This window comes from Salmonella sp. NW884 (assembly GCF_051700745.1).
In the GTDB taxonomy this organism is placed as follows: domain Bacteria; phylum Pseudomonadota; class Gammaproteobacteria; order Enterobacterales; family Enterobacteriaceae; genus Salmonella; species Salmonella enterica.
The window spans coordinates 96,773-113,976 of sequence record NZ_JAMMDE010000010.1 but is presented as its reverse complement, the minus strand read 5'-3'; the positions used below and the strand labels follow the sequence as shown (position 1 = coordinate 113,976).

At 56.6% G+C, this 17,204-nt stretch carries 15 protein-coding genes; 2 read left to right on the top strand and 13 right to left on the bottom strand.

Translation table 11 applies throughout. The features are described from left to right. Window positions 1–3: 3 nt before the first annotated feature. From menH to NA197_RS19115, 5 genes are all read right to left on the bottom strand, one after another. On the bottom strand, window positions 4–762 hold the full coding sequence (gene menH / locus NA197_RS19135) for a 2-succinyl-6-hydroxy-2,4-cyclohexadiene-1-carboxylate synthase (RefSeq protein ID WP_064042903.1): 759 nt from the start codon (window positions 760–762) through the stop codon (window positions 4–6). Then, entirely contained in the window at window positions 759–2,429 is a 1,671-nt protein-coding gene (gene menD, locus NA197_RS19130) for a 2-succinyl-5-enolpyruvyl-6-hydroxy-3-cyclohexene-1-carboxylic-acid synthase (RefSeq protein WP_064042904.1), read from the bottom strand. The genes menH and menD overlap by 4 nt, the downstream gene beginning before the upstream one ends. A gap of 85 nt (window positions 2,430–2,514) precedes the next feature. Further along, entirely contained in the window at window positions 2,515–3,810 is a 1,296-nt protein-coding gene (gene menF / locus NA197_RS19125; protein ID WP_000555674.1) for an isochorismate synthase MenF, read from the bottom strand. A 100-nt stretch (window positions 3,811–3,910) separates the two neighbouring features. Then, complete coding sequence (elaB, locus tag NA197_RS19120; RefSeq protein ID WP_001519663.1) at window positions 3,911–4,216, bottom strand: stress response protein ElaB; 306 nt, start codon at window positions 4,214–4,216, stop codon at window positions 3,911–3,913. 54 nt (window positions 4,217–4,270) lie between these two features. Continuing rightward, the gene (locus tag NA197_RS19115; RefSeq protein ID WP_000568155.1) at window positions 4,271–4,732 is read right to left on the bottom strand and encodes a GNAT family N-acetyltransferase; all 462 of its coding nucleotides are present in this window, start codon (window positions 4,730–4,732) and stop codon (window positions 4,271–4,273) included. Between the two features lie 60 nt (window positions 4,733–4,792). Here NA197_RS19115 and rbn point away from each other — a divergent pair, with 60 nt between their 5' ends. Both rbn and NA197_RS19105 read left to right on the top strand, forming a co-directional pair. Continuing rightward, on the top strand, window positions 4,793–5,710 hold the full coding sequence (gene rbn / locus NA197_RS19110; protein ID WP_000419093.1) for a ribonuclease BN: 918 nt from the start codon (window positions 4,793–4,795) through the stop codon (window positions 5,708–5,710). Between the two features lie 65 nt (window positions 5,711–5,775). Continuing rightward, window positions 5,776–6,780 carry a chemotaxis protein gene (locus tag NA197_RS19105; RefSeq protein ID WP_000368554.1) on the top strand — a complete coding sequence of 335 codons (1,005 nt, stop codon included), beginning with the start codon at window positions 5,776–5,778 and terminating at the stop codon, window positions 6,778–6,780. 140 nt (window positions 6,781–6,920) lie between these two features. On the opposite strand, the gene nuoN is transcribed toward NA197_RS19105, so the two are convergent. The 8 genes from nuoN to nuoG all read right to left on the bottom strand — a co-directional run bounded on the left by nuoN (window position 6,921) and on the right by nuoG (window position 17,187). After that, window positions 6,921–8,378, bottom strand: a complete 1,458-nt coding sequence (gene nuoN, locus NA197_RS19100; RefSeq protein WP_000156669.1) for an NADH-quinone oxidoreductase subunit NuoN — start codon at window positions 8,376–8,378, stop codon at window positions 6,921–6,923. Between the two features lie 6 nt (window positions 8,379–8,384). After that, a complete protein-coding gene (gene nuoM, locus NA197_RS19095) occupies window positions 8,385–9,914 on the bottom strand; it encodes an NADH-quinone oxidoreductase subunit M (protein ID WP_023138690.1) in 1,530 nt (509 codons plus the stop codon). Window positions 9,915–10,227: 313 nt separating this feature from the next. After that, window positions 10,228–12,069, bottom strand: coding sequence for an NADH-quinone oxidoreductase subunit L (nuoL, locus tag NA197_RS19090; protein ID WP_001056582.1), 1,842 nt, complete (start codon window positions 12,067–12,069; stop codon window positions 10,228–10,230). After that, on the bottom strand, window positions 12,066–12,368 hold the full coding sequence (nuoK, locus tag NA197_RS19085) for an NADH-quinone oxidoreductase subunit NuoK (protein WP_000612687.1): 303 nt from the start codon (window positions 12,366–12,368) through the stop codon (window positions 12,066–12,068). Before nuoK ends, nuoL begins: the two co-directional genes overlap by 4 nt. Then, window positions 12,365–12,919, bottom strand: a complete 555-nt coding sequence (gene nuoJ, locus NA197_RS19080; RefSeq protein WP_000393522.1) for an NADH-quinone oxidoreductase subunit J — start codon at window positions 12,917–12,919, stop codon at window positions 12,365–12,367. Before nuoJ ends, nuoK begins: the two co-directional genes overlap by 4 nt. Before the next feature lie 10 nt (window positions 12,920–12,929). Continuing rightward, window positions 12,930–13,472: an NADH-quinone oxidoreductase subunit NuoI gene (gene nuoI, locus NA197_RS19075; protein WP_000172747.1), complete on the bottom strand. Its 543-nt coding sequence runs from the start codon at window positions 13,470–13,472 to the stop codon at window positions 12,930–12,932. 14 nt (window positions 13,473–13,486) lie between these two features. Further along, complete coding sequence (gene nuoH / locus NA197_RS19070) at window positions 13,487–14,464, bottom strand: NADH-quinone oxidoreductase subunit NuoH (RefSeq protein WP_000118515.1); 978 nt, start codon at window positions 14,462–14,464, stop codon at window positions 13,487–13,489. After that, a complete protein-coding gene (gene nuoG / locus NA197_RS19065; RefSeq protein ID WP_001518099.1) occupies window positions 14,461–17,187 on the bottom strand; it encodes an NADH-quinone oxidoreductase subunit NuoG in 2,727 nt (908 codons plus the stop codon). The genes nuoH and nuoG overlap by 4 nt, the downstream gene beginning before the upstream one ends. Between the last annotated feature and the right edge of the window lie 17 nt (window positions 17,188–17,204).

Here is a 17,204-nt window from a genome sequence, read left to right as displayed (position 1 = left end):
TAGTCAGAGACGCAGAATCTGAGCCAGACTGTCTACCACGCCAGCGGGGTTTTCCCGATGTGCGTTGTGTCCGGCGTTACGAATAACATGGCATGTCGCCGCCACTTCCTGCGCCAGGGCGCGGAATTTGCTGTCGCGTTCGCCACATAAATAATAAAACGGAAATGCCAGCGCGTTGAGCGCCTCGCGTAAATCCGGCTGGACGGCAAGCGATGTCGCCTCCAGTATCGCAGCCAGCGTTTCGCCGTTATTCTGGCTACGCAGCGCCGTCAGCACCTGCCTTTGCTGCGCCGTCAGCGAGGCGAACACCGGCTGCTGATACCAGTCGTGAAAAACCTCAGTCAATGGTTCATGACGAAAACGCTCTGCCCAGCGCCCGTCGGACAATCGTCTTTCAACGCGCGCCTGTTCATTTTGCAGCCCCGGATGACCGCCTTCGACCACCAGGCCGCACAGGCCTGGTATTCCCTGGCAGGCTGCCATCATCGCCACCCGGCCGCCAAGAGAGTATCCCACCAACCAAAACTTTAGTATGTTGTAACTAATTAACGTAGCGCGCAGTAATCTGATGACATCGGCAAATCCGTCGACCGGAATAGCCGCAGATCCGCCATGTCCCGGTAAGTCAATATAGAGCCGCGAACAGCCGTGAAACTGTTCGCCAACCGGCTGCCATTCGTGGCAATCGCCAGAAAAACCGTGCAGGAAAACCAGCGAGGGCGCCCCAGGCTGTCCGGGCATGTGCTGCGCGTGCAACATCATAGATGGCTTACCTGAGCCAAAAGTTGCTGCAACGTCTGCGCGCCGTCCGTATCGTTTACCACCAGCTCAATCACCGTTGTCGCCGGGGTTCGCCACGCGCCAGCCAGCGCAGACTCCAGCTCTTCCCAGTTTTCCGGGCGATGATAGCGTAGGTTAAACATGGCGGCCGCATGGTCAAAATGGACGTTTTGCGGCATCAAATAAAAGCGCTCACGTTTGCTTTGCGGCGTCGGCAGCAGGGAAAAGATCTGCCCGCCGTTATTGTTGACCACAATCAACACAAACGGCGCGGATACCTGACGTAGTAACGCCAGCGCGTTAAGATCGTACAGCGCGGATAAATCGCCGACGATAGCCAACGTCGATTTGGCGCTGGCGCGCTGCACGCCCGCCGCCGTGGAAAGCAGGCCGTCAATGCCGCTCGCCCCGCGATTGCTGTATACCGGATAGCCAGCCGGCAACTGCGACAGCGCGTCGATCAGACGCACCACCAGACTATTGCCCACGAACAATTGCCCCTGCTCCGGCAGATAGTCACGGATACGGTGCGCCAGCTGCGCTTCGCCAAAGGTGTCTCGCTGCGCGACCACCCGTTGCCACGCCAGTTCCGCCAGACGCGGGATCTCTACACACCACGGTTTACGTTTTTCCGCCGGATGCATCTCCAGCCAGTCGGCGATTTTCGCTACCAGTCTGCGTCCACGATGGTGCGCCGGGTCCAGACGACCTTCAATATTGTCGATTACCCAGTACTCTTCCGGCTCGCAGGTTGCCTGCCATTGCAGTAAGCGTTTTCCGGTAAGGCTACTGCCAAGCTGGACGACAATCTGCGCCTGCTGCAGTTCGGTCACCGCTTTGGCGTTGCCGAGCCACAGGTCGGCGCACGGCAGCGGCTGCCCGGTTTGCGACAATACGTCGCCAATTAATGGCCATCCCAGAGTTTGCGCCCACTGCGCCACTTTTTTGCCTTCTTCCGCGCTCATACGACCGGCAATGACTACGCCGCGCTTTTGTCGCCAGAAAAACCAGTCACGTTGTTTGTCGCTTTCCAGCCGACGCGCTTCACGTAGCCAGGGTTTTTCATCCTGCCACCAGTCGCCGAGACGCTGTTGCCAGACCAGACCGGTGTCATTCATATCGCCATACAGCGGTTCGGCAAAAGGACAGTTAATGTGCAGCGCGCCCGCATGAAGCATGGCGAGCGCATTATCGATGGTCGACACCAGCCAGCGCGCCGGAATATCCTGCGTGGGACGCGGCAACGACAGAGTTTGGGAGGGGTGCGAGGCAAACATCCCCGCCTGACGGATCGCCTGGTTGGCGCCGCAGTCAATCAGCTCCGGCGGGCGATCGGCGGTAAGTAAAATGAGCTTCTCGCCCGTCAGCCCCGCCTCAATCAGCGCCGGATAGAGGTTCGCCACGGCGGTACCTGAAGTGACAATAACGGCAACCGGCTGTTGGCTGACTTTCGCCAGCCCTAACGCCAGATGACCAAGCCCACGCTCATCAAAGTGCGTATGGTGGATAAAAGCAGGATTCTCTGCCGCCGCCAACGTGAGCGGCGTGGAACGGGAACCAGGGGCGATACAAACATGCCTGACGCCATGACGGGTTAAGGCTTCCAGGATGACCGCCGCCCAGCGCCGGTTAAATGCACTTACTGACATGAGTTTGTCCGGTATCAATCATTGGGACTAAGTATAAAGAGCTGCAAAAATGGATTATTGATATGGGTCGGGAATATGTGACTCATTACGCATCCATCTGCAATAAGGTACGTAACCCGGCCGCTTTATTATCTATTTCCTGCCATTCTTGTTCCGGATCCGACCCGCGGACGATTCCCGCGCCGGCATACAATCGCACCACATTGGCCGTCACTTTGGCTGAACGTAACGTCACGCAAAACTCACTTTGCCGCGTGGAGAGATAGCCTGCCGACCCGGCATACCATTCACGTTCGAACGGCTCATGTTGTTCGATAAAACAACGCGCGGGTTCACGAGGGATCCCGGCGACCGCTGCGGTAGGCTGTAACTGGTGCAGGCAGAGCGTGTCGTCCGCCTGATTAAGCGCCGTCCAGATACAGCGGCGCAAATGCTGTACCTTGCGCAGTCTGAGCACCTGCGGCGGCAGCACATCCAGCGAGTGGGTGCAGTTTTGCAGTCGCTGGCAGATGTCTTCGACAACCAGCATATTTTCTCGCTGGTTTTTATCGTCTTTCATTAACCATTCGCCAAGCTGCCAGGCTTTATGGTTATCCGGATGGTTCGCCACCGTCCCGGCCAGCGCTTCGGTACGCAGCGCCGTTTCACGCCGCCGCCAGAGCCGCTCCGGCGATGATCCCAAAAAGGCGGTATCGGCGGAAAAAGCCATAAAAAAGTGGTAGCAGTTGAGATTTAAACGACGACTGGACGCCATCATCGCGGCGGCATTGACCGGACGGGAGAATTGTAAGTCGGTGGCCCGCGCCAGCACAACTTTATCAAACGCCTCTTGCGCAATGGTGTGGGTGGCCTGCTGAATCAGCTTCACCCAACCGTCTTTGTCCGGCCAGTGTTGTTCGCTCGTGAGCGAAAGGCGTAGCGCCGGAACAGGCTTAATGCCGACCAGAGAAGCGAGAAACGCTTTCGCCTGGCGCGCATCATCGCGTAGCGAAACGTCACTGTGCAGATGTAAGCGTAAGGTCGCCGTACCCCCGCTACGTCGCCACTCCAGCCGCGGCAGCAATAAGTAGCCCTCTTTCGGCTCGAACGCATTCAGCCCCCAAATACGCAGGTCAGGCTGCGCGTGCTGACGTAAAAACCGTTGCGCCAGATCGAGCGATGAAAAAACGGTGATTGCCCCGAGAACGGCAGCTTCTTCGTCGCCATTGCGCTGTTGCCAGTAGAATTGCGGAAAGGATGACTGGCTGGCCAGCCAGCTCAATGCATCGAAGGCATCGTTTAAAGGGAAAGGCGCATCGAAAACGCAAAGCCCTGGCGTCGCCGGTATCTCTTGCGATAGCTGACGCGTCAGATTTTCCAGCGCAGTAGTAATAGAATGCACGCGGCCCCTCCCTGTTAAAAACCCCACATTATACGGGGTACTGCCCTAAAAAAGCAGTACCTCATTTAGGGAGGGTTGCAATTCTGTTCAGTAGGGGGATTTAGCGCCGCGCCAGCAGCAGTCCAAGTACCAGTCCTACCGCCGCGCCTACGCCAATACCCTGCCAGGGTTTTTCATGAACGTAGTCATCCGCTTTATAAACGGCCTGCTTTGCCCGGTAATAATAGCTATCCGACGCATGGCTTACGCGGTTTTTCACCTCTTCCAGCGCTTGTTCCGCGCGGGCTTTCAGCTCAATGTATTTTTGATCGGCGGGATCGCCTGAGGAACGTAAAATCTCTTCCAGCGTTTCGCTGAGCAAAGTCAGATCATCATCAACACGTGATTCACCAAATTGATATGACATTCTCATTCTCCGTTGTGTTAACACCTGCTCCTAACTATAGTCAACGGTTTCGGTTTATGCCTGATGAACCTCCCGCGCCATTCCCCGGTGCGGAATGCCGTCTTCGTCATAAACATCGGTAACCGGAATAAAACCAAACCGCGCATAAAAAGGTTGCAGATGCGCCTGCGCTCCCAGATATAGCGGCTTATCCGGCCAGTGCCGCCCACAAGATTCCAGCGTTTTCGCCATTAATTGCTGGCCCAGTTTCGCCCCTCGCCAGGCATCGCTGACGATCACCCGGCCAATGACAACCGGGTCTGATTCGTTATCGCTTTTCAGAATCCTCGCATACGCCACCAGCTCATCCTGATGCCAGCCCAAAATATGACGATTGTCGCCAACTAAATCATCGCCATCCACATCCAGGTAAGGACAGCGCTGTTCTACCACAAAGACCGCGCAGCGCAATTTGAGTAACGCGTAAAGTTGAGGAACGGTAAGTTCGCTATGGTGGAGATCCTGCCAGTCAATCATGATGCGCTCCTGTGTTGTGGTAATCTTGGGTTAAACGATAACCAAACGTGTATGGACAAGATGGAATTAATTTTTTTAGGTACGTCCGCAGGCGTTCCCACGCGCTCACGCAATGTAACGGCAATTTTATTACATCTGCAACATCCAACGCAGCCGGGAGTATGGCTTTTTGATTGCGGCGAAGGGACACAGCATCAAATGCTTAATACCGCGTTTCATCCCGGTAAGCTTGAGCGCATTTTTATCAGCCATCTTCACGGCGATCATCTGTTTGGCCTGCCGGGTCTGCTATGCAGCCGGTCGATGGCGGGGAATCCCCATCCGCTAACCGTATACGGGCCTCAAGGCGTGCGTGAGTTTATTGCAACCACACTGCGCCTTAGCGGTTCATGGACCGATTTTCCGTTGCAAATTGAAGAAATTAGCGCAGGCGATATTCTTGACGACGGTCTGCGTAAAGTGACCGCGTTCAGGCTGGAGCATCCACTGGAGTGCTACGGATATCGCGTTGTTGAACATGACAAGCCTGGCGCGCTGAATGCCAGGGCGTTAAAAGCCGCAGGCGTTACGCCCGGCCCGCTGTTTCAGGCGTTGAAGGCAGGAAAAACCGTCACGCTTGCCGATGGAAGGCAGATCAATGGCGCCGACTACCTTGCTCCCGCCGTGGCCGGGAAATCAGTGGCGATTTTCGGCGATACCGCGCCCTGCGAGGCCGCCCTCGCACTGGCGCAGGGTGTAGATGTGATGGTTCATGAAACCACGCTGGATGCGTCAATGGAGGAGAAAGCCAACGCTCGCGGACACAGCTCCACCCGTCAAACCGCGACGCTGGCGCGGGAAGCTGCCGTTGGTCGGCTGATCATGACCCATATTAGCTCACGCTATGACGATAAAGGCTGTCAGCGCTTACTGGCGGAATGCCGCGCTATTTTCCCGGCGACGGAGCTGGCTTACGATTTTTCTGTTTTCCCGGTTTAGCGCTCCATTTTTTGTCCTCATTGCCGATAACACTAAAAAAGGCAGGCTTTCATAATGAGGTTAGGATGGACAATTTTCAGAAAGATATTGATGACAGGGCCAATTTAACCCTGTCCAACCGTTTTGAGCTGCTGTTATTCCGTCTTGGTACATCGCTGCATGAACAGAAGTCAGAGCTGTTCGGCATCAATGTATTTAAGCTGCGCGAAATCGTACCGATGCCCGCCTTTACGCGCCCGGCAGGCATGAAAGCGCCGCTATTGGGCATGGTCAATATTCGGGATCAGGTCATTCCGGTGATTGATTTGCCAGCGGTAGCGGGCTGCAAGCCGGAAACCGGGCTGAATATTTTGCTGATCACCGAATATGCGCGCAGCGTACAGGCATTTGCCGTCGAGTCGGTGGAAAATATTATGCGTCTTGACTGGCAACAGGTGCATACCGCCGAGAAAGCCGTCAACGGTCGCTACATCACCAGTATTGCCTGCCTGGATGACAACAAAGAAACCAACAACCTGGCGCTGGTGCTCGACGTTGAGCAGATCCTTTATGATATTGTCCCCTCCAGCCACGATCTGCGCGCCACCAATCTGAAGACCAATAAATTTTATATTACCCCAGGCGCGGTAGCCATTGTGGCGGAAGACTCCAAAGTCGCCCGCGCGATGCTGGAAAAAGGGCTGAACGCGATGGAAATTCCGCATCAGATGCATGTGACCGGCAAGGATGCCTGGGAGAGAATCCAGCAACTGGCGCAGGAAGCGGAGGCCGAAGGTAAGCCAATTAGCGAGAAAATCGCGCTAGTCCTGACAGACCTTGAGATGCCGGAGATGGATGGCTTTACGTTAACGCGTAAAATTAAAACCGATGAACGGCTGAAAAAGATCCCGGTTGTTATTCACTCTTCCCTTTCCGGCAGCGCCAACGAAGATCATGTGCGTAAGGTGAAAGCCGACGGCTACGTGGCCAAGTTTGAGATTAACGAACTCTCTTCAGTGATACAGGAAGTGATGGAACGCGCGGCGCAAAACATCAGCGGCCCGCTGGTAAGCCGGCAGTTGCTAAGTTAAATTCCGGTCGCTGAGACCTTACAGGCCGGATGGCGGCGCAAGCGCCTTATCCGGTCTACCGTCCTGAGTCATTTTAAAGAATGACATCAGGTAATAAAAAACCCGCTTCGTGAAGCGGGTTTTTCGTTTTTACTTATTGCTTACATCAACGGCGTCGCTAACTGCACAAGGCTAATCAGCGGCTGCGGCCAGACGCCCAGTACCAACACCAGCAACGCGGAGATCAGCACCACGATACCGCCTGCGCTGTACTGCCAGTTTGTCGGCGCGTCGCGTCCCGGTTGCTGCGGCGCGTGCAGGTAGAGACTCACCGCAACGCGCAGGTAGTAGTACAAACCAATCGCGGAACCCACCACCACGGCGGCGACCAGCCACCACAGGCTGGCCTGAACGCCGACCGCCAGCACGTAGAATTTGCCGATAAAGCCCAGCGTCATCGGAATACCTGCCAGCGACAGCATCATCACCGTCATCACCGCGGCAAGAACCGGACGGTGCCAGAACAGACCACGGTAAGAGTACAGGGAATCGGCATCCGGGCCGCGGAACGGGCTGGACATCAGGCTGACCACACCAAACGCGCCGAGGCTGCTGAACAGATAACCGGCCAGATAAACGCCTACCGCTTCCATCGACATCTCGCCGCTCTGCAGGGCAATCAGCGCCACCAGCAGATAGCCGAGGTGAGAGATAGAAGAGTAACCGAGCAGACGTTTGATGTTGGTCTGGCTCAGCGCCATCAGGTTACCGAAGATGATAGAGGCAAAGGCGATAATGCCCAGCACCACGCGTACCGCTTCGCTGTCACCTACCGGCGCATAGAGGAACAGACGCATTACCACGCCGAAGATAGCGATTTTGCTCGCCGTCGCCAGGAAGGTGGAAACCGGCGCAGGCGCGCCCTGGTAAACGTCTGGCGTCCACAGGTGGAACGGCACCAGAGAGAGTTTAAAGCCCAGACCGACAATCATCAGGCCAAAGCCCGCCAGCAGCAATGGCTCGTGCAGCATACCATCGCCGAGGCTCTTACCGAGCGCTTCGAAAGACAGGTTGCCGGACTGCGCGTACACCAGCGCCATCCCGAACAGCAGGAAAGACGAGGCGGCGGCGGAGAGGATGGTGTATTTGATACTGGCTTCCAGCGAGCGTTTCTGGCGGAAAGCATAACCAATCAGGCCGAACAGCGGCAGCGAGATCAGTTCAATACCGAGGAACAGCGCCGCCAGGTGGTTGGCGTTCGCCAGCAGAATTCCCCCCAGGCTGGCGATTAACACCAGCAGGTAGAACTCTTCCTGGTTATCGTTATAGCCTTCCAGCCACGGGTAGGCAAAGGTACAGGTGGCGAGGCTCGCCAGCAGCACCAGCCCGGTGTAGAGCATCGCAAAGCCGTCAACGCGCATCAGCGGCGTGACGTCCATTGCCCCAGCCTGGCCGACAAACCAAAGCGAAACCAGAGCAGCGTTAAGCCCAATGACCGACAGCGTGGCATTGAGGAAGTGATTGCGTCGCCACGCAATGGAGAGCATCACAACCACCACCGTCAAGCCGACGATCAGCAGCGGTAGCAGCGCAATCAGGTGTTGTGGAGTTATTGTCATGGCGATTTACGGCCTTGTAGTAGTAACGGAATTAACAAACCACTGCTGGATGTTGCTCATCGCAGAATGCGAGGTATCCAGAATCGGCTGCGGATAGAAGCCAAGCAGTACCAGAAGCACCACCAGCAACAGAATGATAAACAGCTCGCGCAGCGACATCCCTGGCAGTTCCTGGCTGGCAATCTGGCTCTTCGCTTTACCAAAGTAAGCGCGATGCAGCATCGCCAGCGAGTATACAGAGGCGAATACCAGCCCAAAGGTGGAGATCACGGTAATCATCGGCACCACCTGGTAGCTGCCGAACAGAATCATAAATTCGCCGACAAAGTTACCGGTGCCCGGCATACCGAGCGTCGCCACCGCAAAGAACATGGACAGCGCAGGCAACCATTTCATTTTGCCCCACAGGCCGCCCATCATACGCATGTCACGCGTATGCAGACGTTCGTACAACTGGCCACACAGAATGAACAGACCGGCTGCGGACAAACCGTGCGCAATCATCTGAATCACCGCGCCCTGGTACGCCAGCTGACTGCCGGTGTAGATAGCGATCAGCACGAAGCCCATGTGGGAAACGGAGGTATAGGCAATCAGGCGCTTGATGTCGTATTGGGTAAAGGCCATCCACGCGCCGTAGAAAATGCCGATAACGCCCAGCCACATGGCGATAGGCGCAAACTCCGCCGACGCGTTCGGGAACAATGGCAGGGAGAAACGCAGCAGACCGTAAGCGGCGGTTTTCAGCAAGATACCGGCCAGGTCGACAGAACCGGCGGTCGGCGCCTGGGAGTGCGCATCCGGCAGCCAGCCATGCAGCGGCACCACCGGCATTTTCACCGCAAAGGCGATGAAGAAGCCCAGCATCAGCAGATATTCCACACCGTGGGACATCGGGGTATTCAGCAGCTCTTCATAGTTGAAGGTCCACACGCCGGTCGCTTTATAGTGCACAAACACCAGCGCCAGGATGGCAATCAACATCACCAGACCACTCGCCTGGGTGTAAATGAAGAACTTGGTTGCCGCCGTGATACGCGTTTTACCGTCAGAAGCTTTGTGGCCCCACAGCGCTATCAGGAAGTACATCGGCACCAGCATCATTTCCCAGAAGAAGAAGAACAGGAACATGTCGATGGCCAGGAACACGCCGATAACGCCGCCTAAGATCCACATCAGGTTCAGGTGGAAGAAGCCCTGATATTTTTCGATTTCTCGCCAGGAGCAAAGCACCGCCAGAACGCCGAGCAGGCCGGTCAGCACCACCATTAGCAGCGACAGTCCGTCGAGCGCCAGATGGATAGAGATGCCAAAACGCGGGATCCACGGCAGAACAAATTCAGATTGCCACTGCGGAATACCGGCGGATTGCGTCAGTGAGTAGCCGCCCTGCAACCACAATTGCAGACCGAGCGCCAGCGTCAGCCCCATGGTAATCAGCGCTATCCAACGCGGCACCTTCACGCCAAAGCGTTCGGTCTGCCAGCACAGGAAGCCACCTATAAAGGGGATTAATATCAACCAGGGTAATAACATAGCTAAGTATGTCCCTTATATTTACTCCTGCTCAGGCTATCTCACTCGTCAGCCCAAATCCTGCCAGTGCTCACACAAAACGCAGCGCGTTTTGAACGTCCGTAAGGACGGCCCCGTAGGGGTGAGCTTCGCGAATCATCCTCACGTACTTCAGTACGCTCCGGTTGCTGTGCGCTGGCGGTATCCGGTCTGACTTCGCCGATGACGCCTGTACTTCAGGAACAGATTTTCAACGAATTCTAAAAATTATTTTTGGGTTTGTAGGCCGGATAAGCACTGCGCCATCCGGCAGTCGTTCATCCAGCCAACAAACTCAACGCAGTACCATCAGCAGCGCCAGCACCACAACCGCGCCGATGCTCATGGATGCCACATACCAGCGCAAATAACCGTTCTCGCTCAGTACCAGGCCTTTGCCTGCAAAACGGGAAAGGATAGCCGGAATGTTCATCAACGCATTAAGCGGGTCGCGCTTCAGCAGCCAGGCGATACCGAGGAATGGCTTGACGAATACTTTGTCGTACAGCCAGTCAAAGCCCCAGGCGTTATACCACCAGGTCCCCAGCAGACGGCCCGGCGCGCTGTTGGCGATCGAGGTCACCAGCGTGCGTTTACCCAGCCACAGCCATGCGGCAATCAGGATGCCGGCAATCGCCACTACGCCAGAGGTAATTTCCAGCGTCATGACGCGACCATGCGCCAGTTCAGTTGTCTGCGGCAGCACCCCCTGCAATGGCGGCACAATCAGCGCGCCAACAAAGGTAGACAGAATCATCAGGACAATCAGCGGCAGATGGTGGGTAATCCCCTTCCCTGCATGAGCATGAATTTGTTCTTTACCGTGGAATACGATGAAAATCATCCGGAAGGTGTACAGGGAGGTCATGAACGCGCCAACCAGACCCGCCACCATCAGATTGATATGACCGTTCGCCATCGCGCCAGCCAGGATCTCATCCTTACTGAAGAAGCCCGCAGTGACCAGCGGCAGCGCCGACAGCGCCGCGCCCCCCACCAGGAAGCAGGCATACACCAGCGGAATGGACTTACGCAGACCGCCCATCTTAAAGATGTTCTGTTCGTGATGGCAGGCCAGAATGACGGAACCGGACGCCAGGAACAGCAGCGCTTTAAAGAAGGCGTGCGTCATCAGGTGGAAAATCGCCGCATCCCACGCCTGCACGCCCAGCGCCAGGAACATGTAGCCAATCTGGCTCATGGTGGAATAGGCCAGCACGCGTTTGATGTCGGTCTGCACCAGCGCGGCGAAACCTGCCATTACCAGCGTAATCGCCCCGATAATACCCACCAGATGCAGAATTTCCGGCGTCATCAGGAACAGGCCATGCGTGCGTGCAATCAGGTAGACACCGGCGGTAACCATCGTCGCGGCATGGATCAGCGCGGAGACAGGCGTCGGGCCGGCCATCGCGTCGGCAAGCCAGGTCTGCAACGGTAGCTGCGCAGATTTACCGACCGCGCCGCCCAGCAGCATCAGCGTCGCCCACATCAGCATGTTGTTGCCGTCAGCAAAGTGCGCTGGCGCCAGCTCGACCATTTCGCGGAAGTTCAGCGTGCCCAGTTCGTTGTAGAGGATGAACAGCGCGAAGGCGAGGAACACGTCACCGACACGGGTTACCACGAAGGCTTTCATTGCCGCCGCGCCATTCTTCGGATCGCTGTAATAGAAGCCGATCAACAGATAAGAGCACAGGCCCACGCCTTCCCAGCCGAGGTACATCAACAGCAGGTTATCGGACAGCACCAGAACCACCATGCTGGCGATAAACAGGTTGGTATAAGCGAAGAAGCGGGAGTAACCCTCTTCTCCACGCATGTACCAGGACGCGAACATGTGGATCAGGAAGCCGACGCCGGTGACCACAGAGAGCATGGTCAGCGACAGGCCGTCCAGCACCAGGTTAAAACCGATGTTGAAGTTACCGACCGACATCCACGTCCACAGCGGCTGGCTGAACGCCTGTTTGCCGTTGGCGAAGAAATCCATCCCGACAAACGCTGTCACCAACGCCGCCAGACCAACGGAGCCCACGCCAATGGTCGCGGAGAGATTTTCCGACCAGCGTCCGCGAGAGAACGCCAGCAGTACAAAGCCAATCAATGGCAGAATAATGGTTAAGGCAAGCATGTTCATCCACGCATCTCACTTACTGAATCGATGTTCAGGTTCTGGCGACGGCGATGGAGTTGCAGCAACAGCGCAAGTCCAATACTCGCTTCCGCAGCCGCAAGGCTGATGGCGAGAATGTACATCACCTGACCATCGGTCTGGCCCCAGTAGCTCCCGGCGACCACAAAGGCCAGCGCGGAGGCGTTAATCATGATTTCCAGCCCGATCAGCATAAACAGCAGATTGCGGCGGATAACCAGACCGGTTAAACCCAGGACGAATAAAATCGCAGCGAGGATCAGTCCGTGTGTTAAGGGGATCATGCGCGCTCCTCCGTTTTTCTTTTCGCGCGGTCATCGGCGCGGTTGCTTAGCACTTCGCCCGCACGCTCTTCACGACCGACGTGGAACGCCACCACCAGGCCTGCCAGCAGCAGCATAGACGCCAGTTCGACCGCCAGAACATAAGGCCCGAACAGCGTAATGCCCACCGCTTTCGCGCTAATCGGCGTGCCGTCGATGCCCTGGTCGTTAACGCCCAGAATGGCGTACACAATGACCGCCAGCATAATGGCCGACAAAACCGCCGGACCAATCCACACCTGCGGCTTCAGCCACTGGCGTTCCTGTTCGATTTCGCTGCCGCCGAGGTTGAGCATCATCACCACGAACACAAACAGCACCATGATGGCGCCTGCGTAGACGATAATTTCCAGCGCACCGGCAAAGTAAGCGCCCAGCGAAAAGAACACCCCGGAAATCGCCAGTAGCGATATCACCAGATACAACAGCGCGTGTACCGGATTGGTATGGGTGATCACTCGCAGGGTCGCGAGGATGGCTATCAGGCCACAGATATAAAAAGCGAATTCCATTGCCCTCTCCTTACGGTAACAGGCTCTTGACGTCGATAGGCTTGGCTTCGTTCTCTGCTTCGCCTTTATCTTTGCCGTCGATTGCCATACCCGCCATCCGGTAGAAGTTATATTCCGGGTATTTGCCCGGACCGGAAATCAGCAGATCCTCTTTTTCGTACACCAGATCCTGACGTTTGTATTCGCCCAGTTCGAAGTCCGGGGTCAACTGAATCGCCGTGGTCGGGCACGCTTCTTCGCACAGGCCGCAGAAGATGCAGCGTGAGAAGTTAATGCGGAAAAATTCCGGATACCAGCGGCCATCTTTGGTCTCCGCTTTTTGCAGGGAGATACAGCCTACCGGACAGGCTACCGCGCACAGGTTACAGGCAACGCAGCGCTCTTCACCGTCCGGGTCGCGCGTGAGCACGATACGGCCACGGTAACGGGGCGGTAAATAGACCGGCTCTTCCGGATACATCCGCGTTTCGCGTTTCGCGAACGCATGCAGGCCGATCATCCAGATACTGCGTACCTGAGTGCCGAAACCTACTAATAATTCTTTTAAGGTCATGGTCTTTGTGTCCCTTATTGCGCCTGCCACAGAATGACAGCCGCCGTTACCAGCAAGTTGATGAGCGTCAGCGGCAGGCAAACTTTCCAGCCGAAGGACATTACCTGGTCATAACGCGGACGCGGTAACGACGCACGAATCAAAATGAACATCATCATGAAGAACGCGGTTTTCAGCGCGAACCAGACGAATGGCGGTAAGAACGGGCCATGCCAGCCACCGAAGAACAACGTTACCATCAGCGCGGAAACGGTGACGATGCCGATGTACTCCCCCACGAAGAACAGACCGAATTTCATCCCGGAATATTCGATGTGGTAACCGTCCGCCAGTTCCTGCTCGGCTTCCGGCTGGTCAAACGGGTGACGGTGACAGACCGCTACGCCCGCGATGGCGAAAGTAACAAACCCAAAGAATTGCGGAATCACGTTCCACAGATGCGCCTGGTTATTGACGATATCGGTCATATTAAATGAACCGGCCTGCGCCACCACGCCCATCAGGGAAAGACCAAGGAACACTTCGTAGCTCACCGTCTGGGCAGACGCGCGCATCGCGCCCAGCAGCGAGTATTTGTTGTTGCTCGACCAACCGGCGAACAGCACCGCGTAAACCGCCAGACCGGCCATCATCAGGAAGAACAGAATCCCGATGTTTAAATCGGCCACCACCCAATTAGGGCTAACCGGCACAATGGCGAAGGAGAGCAGCAGCGAAGTAAACGCGATCATCGGCGCCAGGGTAAAGATGACGCGATCCGAGAATTTCGGGATCCAGTCTTCTTTAAAGAACATCTTGATCATATCCGCGACCAGCTGGAGCGAGCCGCCCCAGCCAACGCGGTTTGGTCCATAACGGTTCTGGAACAGACCCAGCAGACGACGTTCGCCAAAGCTCATGAAGGCCCCGCAGGTGACGACCACCAGCAGAATCACCACCGCTTTGAGAATGCTCAGCAGGATCTCAATCAGATCCGGTGTAATCCAACTCATTGTTGCGCCTCCCGCAGATCCTCAAGACGCGCGCCAGCCAGAACCGGCGCGATGCCAGGCATACCCATCGGCAGCCCTACCTGCCCTGCCGCTAACCCTTCAGAGATTTCAACCGGCAGCGTCACCGTATTGCCATCGTAGCTAAAGGAGACGCGCGTCCCGGCATTGACGCCCAACTTCGCGGCATCCGCCGGGTTAAGTTTGATATACGGCTGCGGCATACGGCTCTGGAAGACCGGAGAACGCTGAGACAATTCGTCGCTGCCAAACAGGTGGTAATACGGCGCAATACGCCACTGACCGTCCTGCGCCTGGAAGCTTGCCGGCACGGTAGTGAAATAATCCAGACCGCCCTCAGTCGCTTCAATCAAACGCACGCCCGGATCGCCGTGACGCAGTTTGCCGCCCACTTCATCCTGGAATTTGTTCCACGCCTGCGGGGAGTTCCAGCCCGGCGCCCAGGCGAACGGAATTTCAGATCGCGGGGCAGTCGGTTGGTTATTCCCTTCCATCGAGAAGGCGAACATGGTGTCTTTATCCTGCGGCTGACGTGGTTCATGCACGCTGATATTGGCGCGCATCGCCGTACGACCGCTGTAACGATGCGGTTCGCGCGCCAGCTTCTGCCCACGAATGCGGAAGGTCGCATCCGGCGCGGCGTCTTTAATGCCGGCAAATTGCGGCATGGCGGCAATGACCGCGTCGATCACATGGTCAAGCTGAGTCCAGTCCACTTCGCGGTTTTCGACGGTGCTGTGCAGCGAATGCAGCCAGCGCCAGCTTTCCAGCATAATCGTCTTGTTATCGTAGTAGGCCGGATCATAAACCTGGAAGAAGCGCTGCGCGCGGCCTTCGTTGTTGATGACCGTACCATCGCTTTCGGCGAAGCTTGCCGCGGAAAGCACCAGATGCGCGTTTTCCATAATCGCCGTGCGCTGATGGTCAACCACCATCACCAGCGGCGCTTTGGCGAGCGCGGCGTTCACGCGCGTAGCGCTTGCATGACGGTGGAGATCGTTTTCCAGCACCACCACCGCGTCCGCGCTGCCGGTTTCCAGCTCGCCCAGCGCATCGTCAAGCGAACCGCCGCCCATCATACCCAGCCCCATGCTGTTCACGGAGCGGGCAATCATAGTAATACCGACGTCGGCGCCACGGCCTTTCAGCGCTTTCGCCACGTTGGCGGCCGCCTGAATCACCTCACTGCTACCGGCGTTAGTGCCGGAGATAATCAGCGGTTTTTTCGCGCCGGCCAACGCCTGCACAATGACATCAATTTTGTTTTGCAAGTCGCTGTCGATACCGTCAACCGCAGGCGCTGTATTGTCCAGCGCATGGGCAATCGCAAAGCCCAGGCGCGCCTGATCTTCCACCGGCGCGCGATAAGTCCAGGCGGCGATATCATCCAGACGGGTGTCGTCCACGTTAGTCACGAACAGCGGATGTTTGGCACGCTGGCCGATGTTAAGGATGGCCGCAATCTGCCAGTCGGCCACTTTCTGCGCCGCCGCCATTTCACGCGCTTTACCTTTCACCGCCTGGCGTACCGCCAGCGCAACGCGCGCGCCGGTCTGAGTGACATCCTCACCCAAGACCAGTACCGCGTCATAAGATTCGATCTCCCGCAGCGCCGGGGTGTAAATGCCGCCTTCACGCAGCACTTTCAGCGCCAGTTGCAGACGTTCCTGCTCGCCGCGCGCGATACCGGTGTAGAAGTTTTCCGCACCAACCAGTTCACGCAGCGCAAAGTTGCTCTCAATGCTGGCGCGCGGCGAACCGATACCGATCACTTTCTTCGACTGGCGCAGAATATCCGCCGCGCCCTGCATCGCCTGCTCGGCGTTGAGGGTGATGAAGTCGTCGCCACGACGCTGAACCGGCTGACGCGGACGGTCTTTCAGGTTCACATAGCCATAGCCGAAACGACCGCGGTCGCAGAGGAAGTAGTGGTTAACGGTGCCGTTGTAACGGTTTTCGATACGGCGCAATTCGCCATAGCGCTCGCCCGGGCTGATGTTACAGCCGATGGAACACTGCTGGCAGATGCTTGGCGCAAACTGCATGTCCCATTTACGGTTATAACGCTCGGAGTGCGTTTTATCGGTGAAGACGCCGGTCGGACAAATCTCGACCAGGTTACCGGAGAATTCGCTTTCCAGGGTACCGTCTTCCGGACGCCCGAAGTAGACGTTGTCATGCGCGCCATAGACGCCCAGATCGGTACCGTCAGCATAATCTTTGTAGTAACGTACACAACGGTAGCAGGCGATGCAGCGGTTCATTTCGTGCGAGATGAACGGCCCCAGATCCTGGTTGCGGTGGGTACGTTTGGTGAAACGGTAGCGGCGGAAACTGTGACCCGTCATCACGGTCATATCCTGAAGATGGCAGTTACCGCCCTCTTCACAAACCGGACAGTCGTGCGGGTGGTTAGTCATCAGCCACTCCACCACGCTTTCACGGAACTGTTTCGCTTCTTCGTCGTCAATAGAGATAAAGGTACCGTCGGTGGCTGGCGTCATACAGGACATCACCAGGCGACCACGCGTATCTTCCGCGTTTTGGTATTGCTTCACCGCACACTGGCGGCAAGCACCGACGCTTCCCAGCGCCGGGTGCCAGCAAAAATACGGAATATCAAGGCCGAGGGACAGACATGCCTGTAGCAGGTTGTCCGCGCCGTTGACCTCGTATTCTTTGCCGTCTACATGAATCGTAGCCATTAGCATGCTTCCAAATT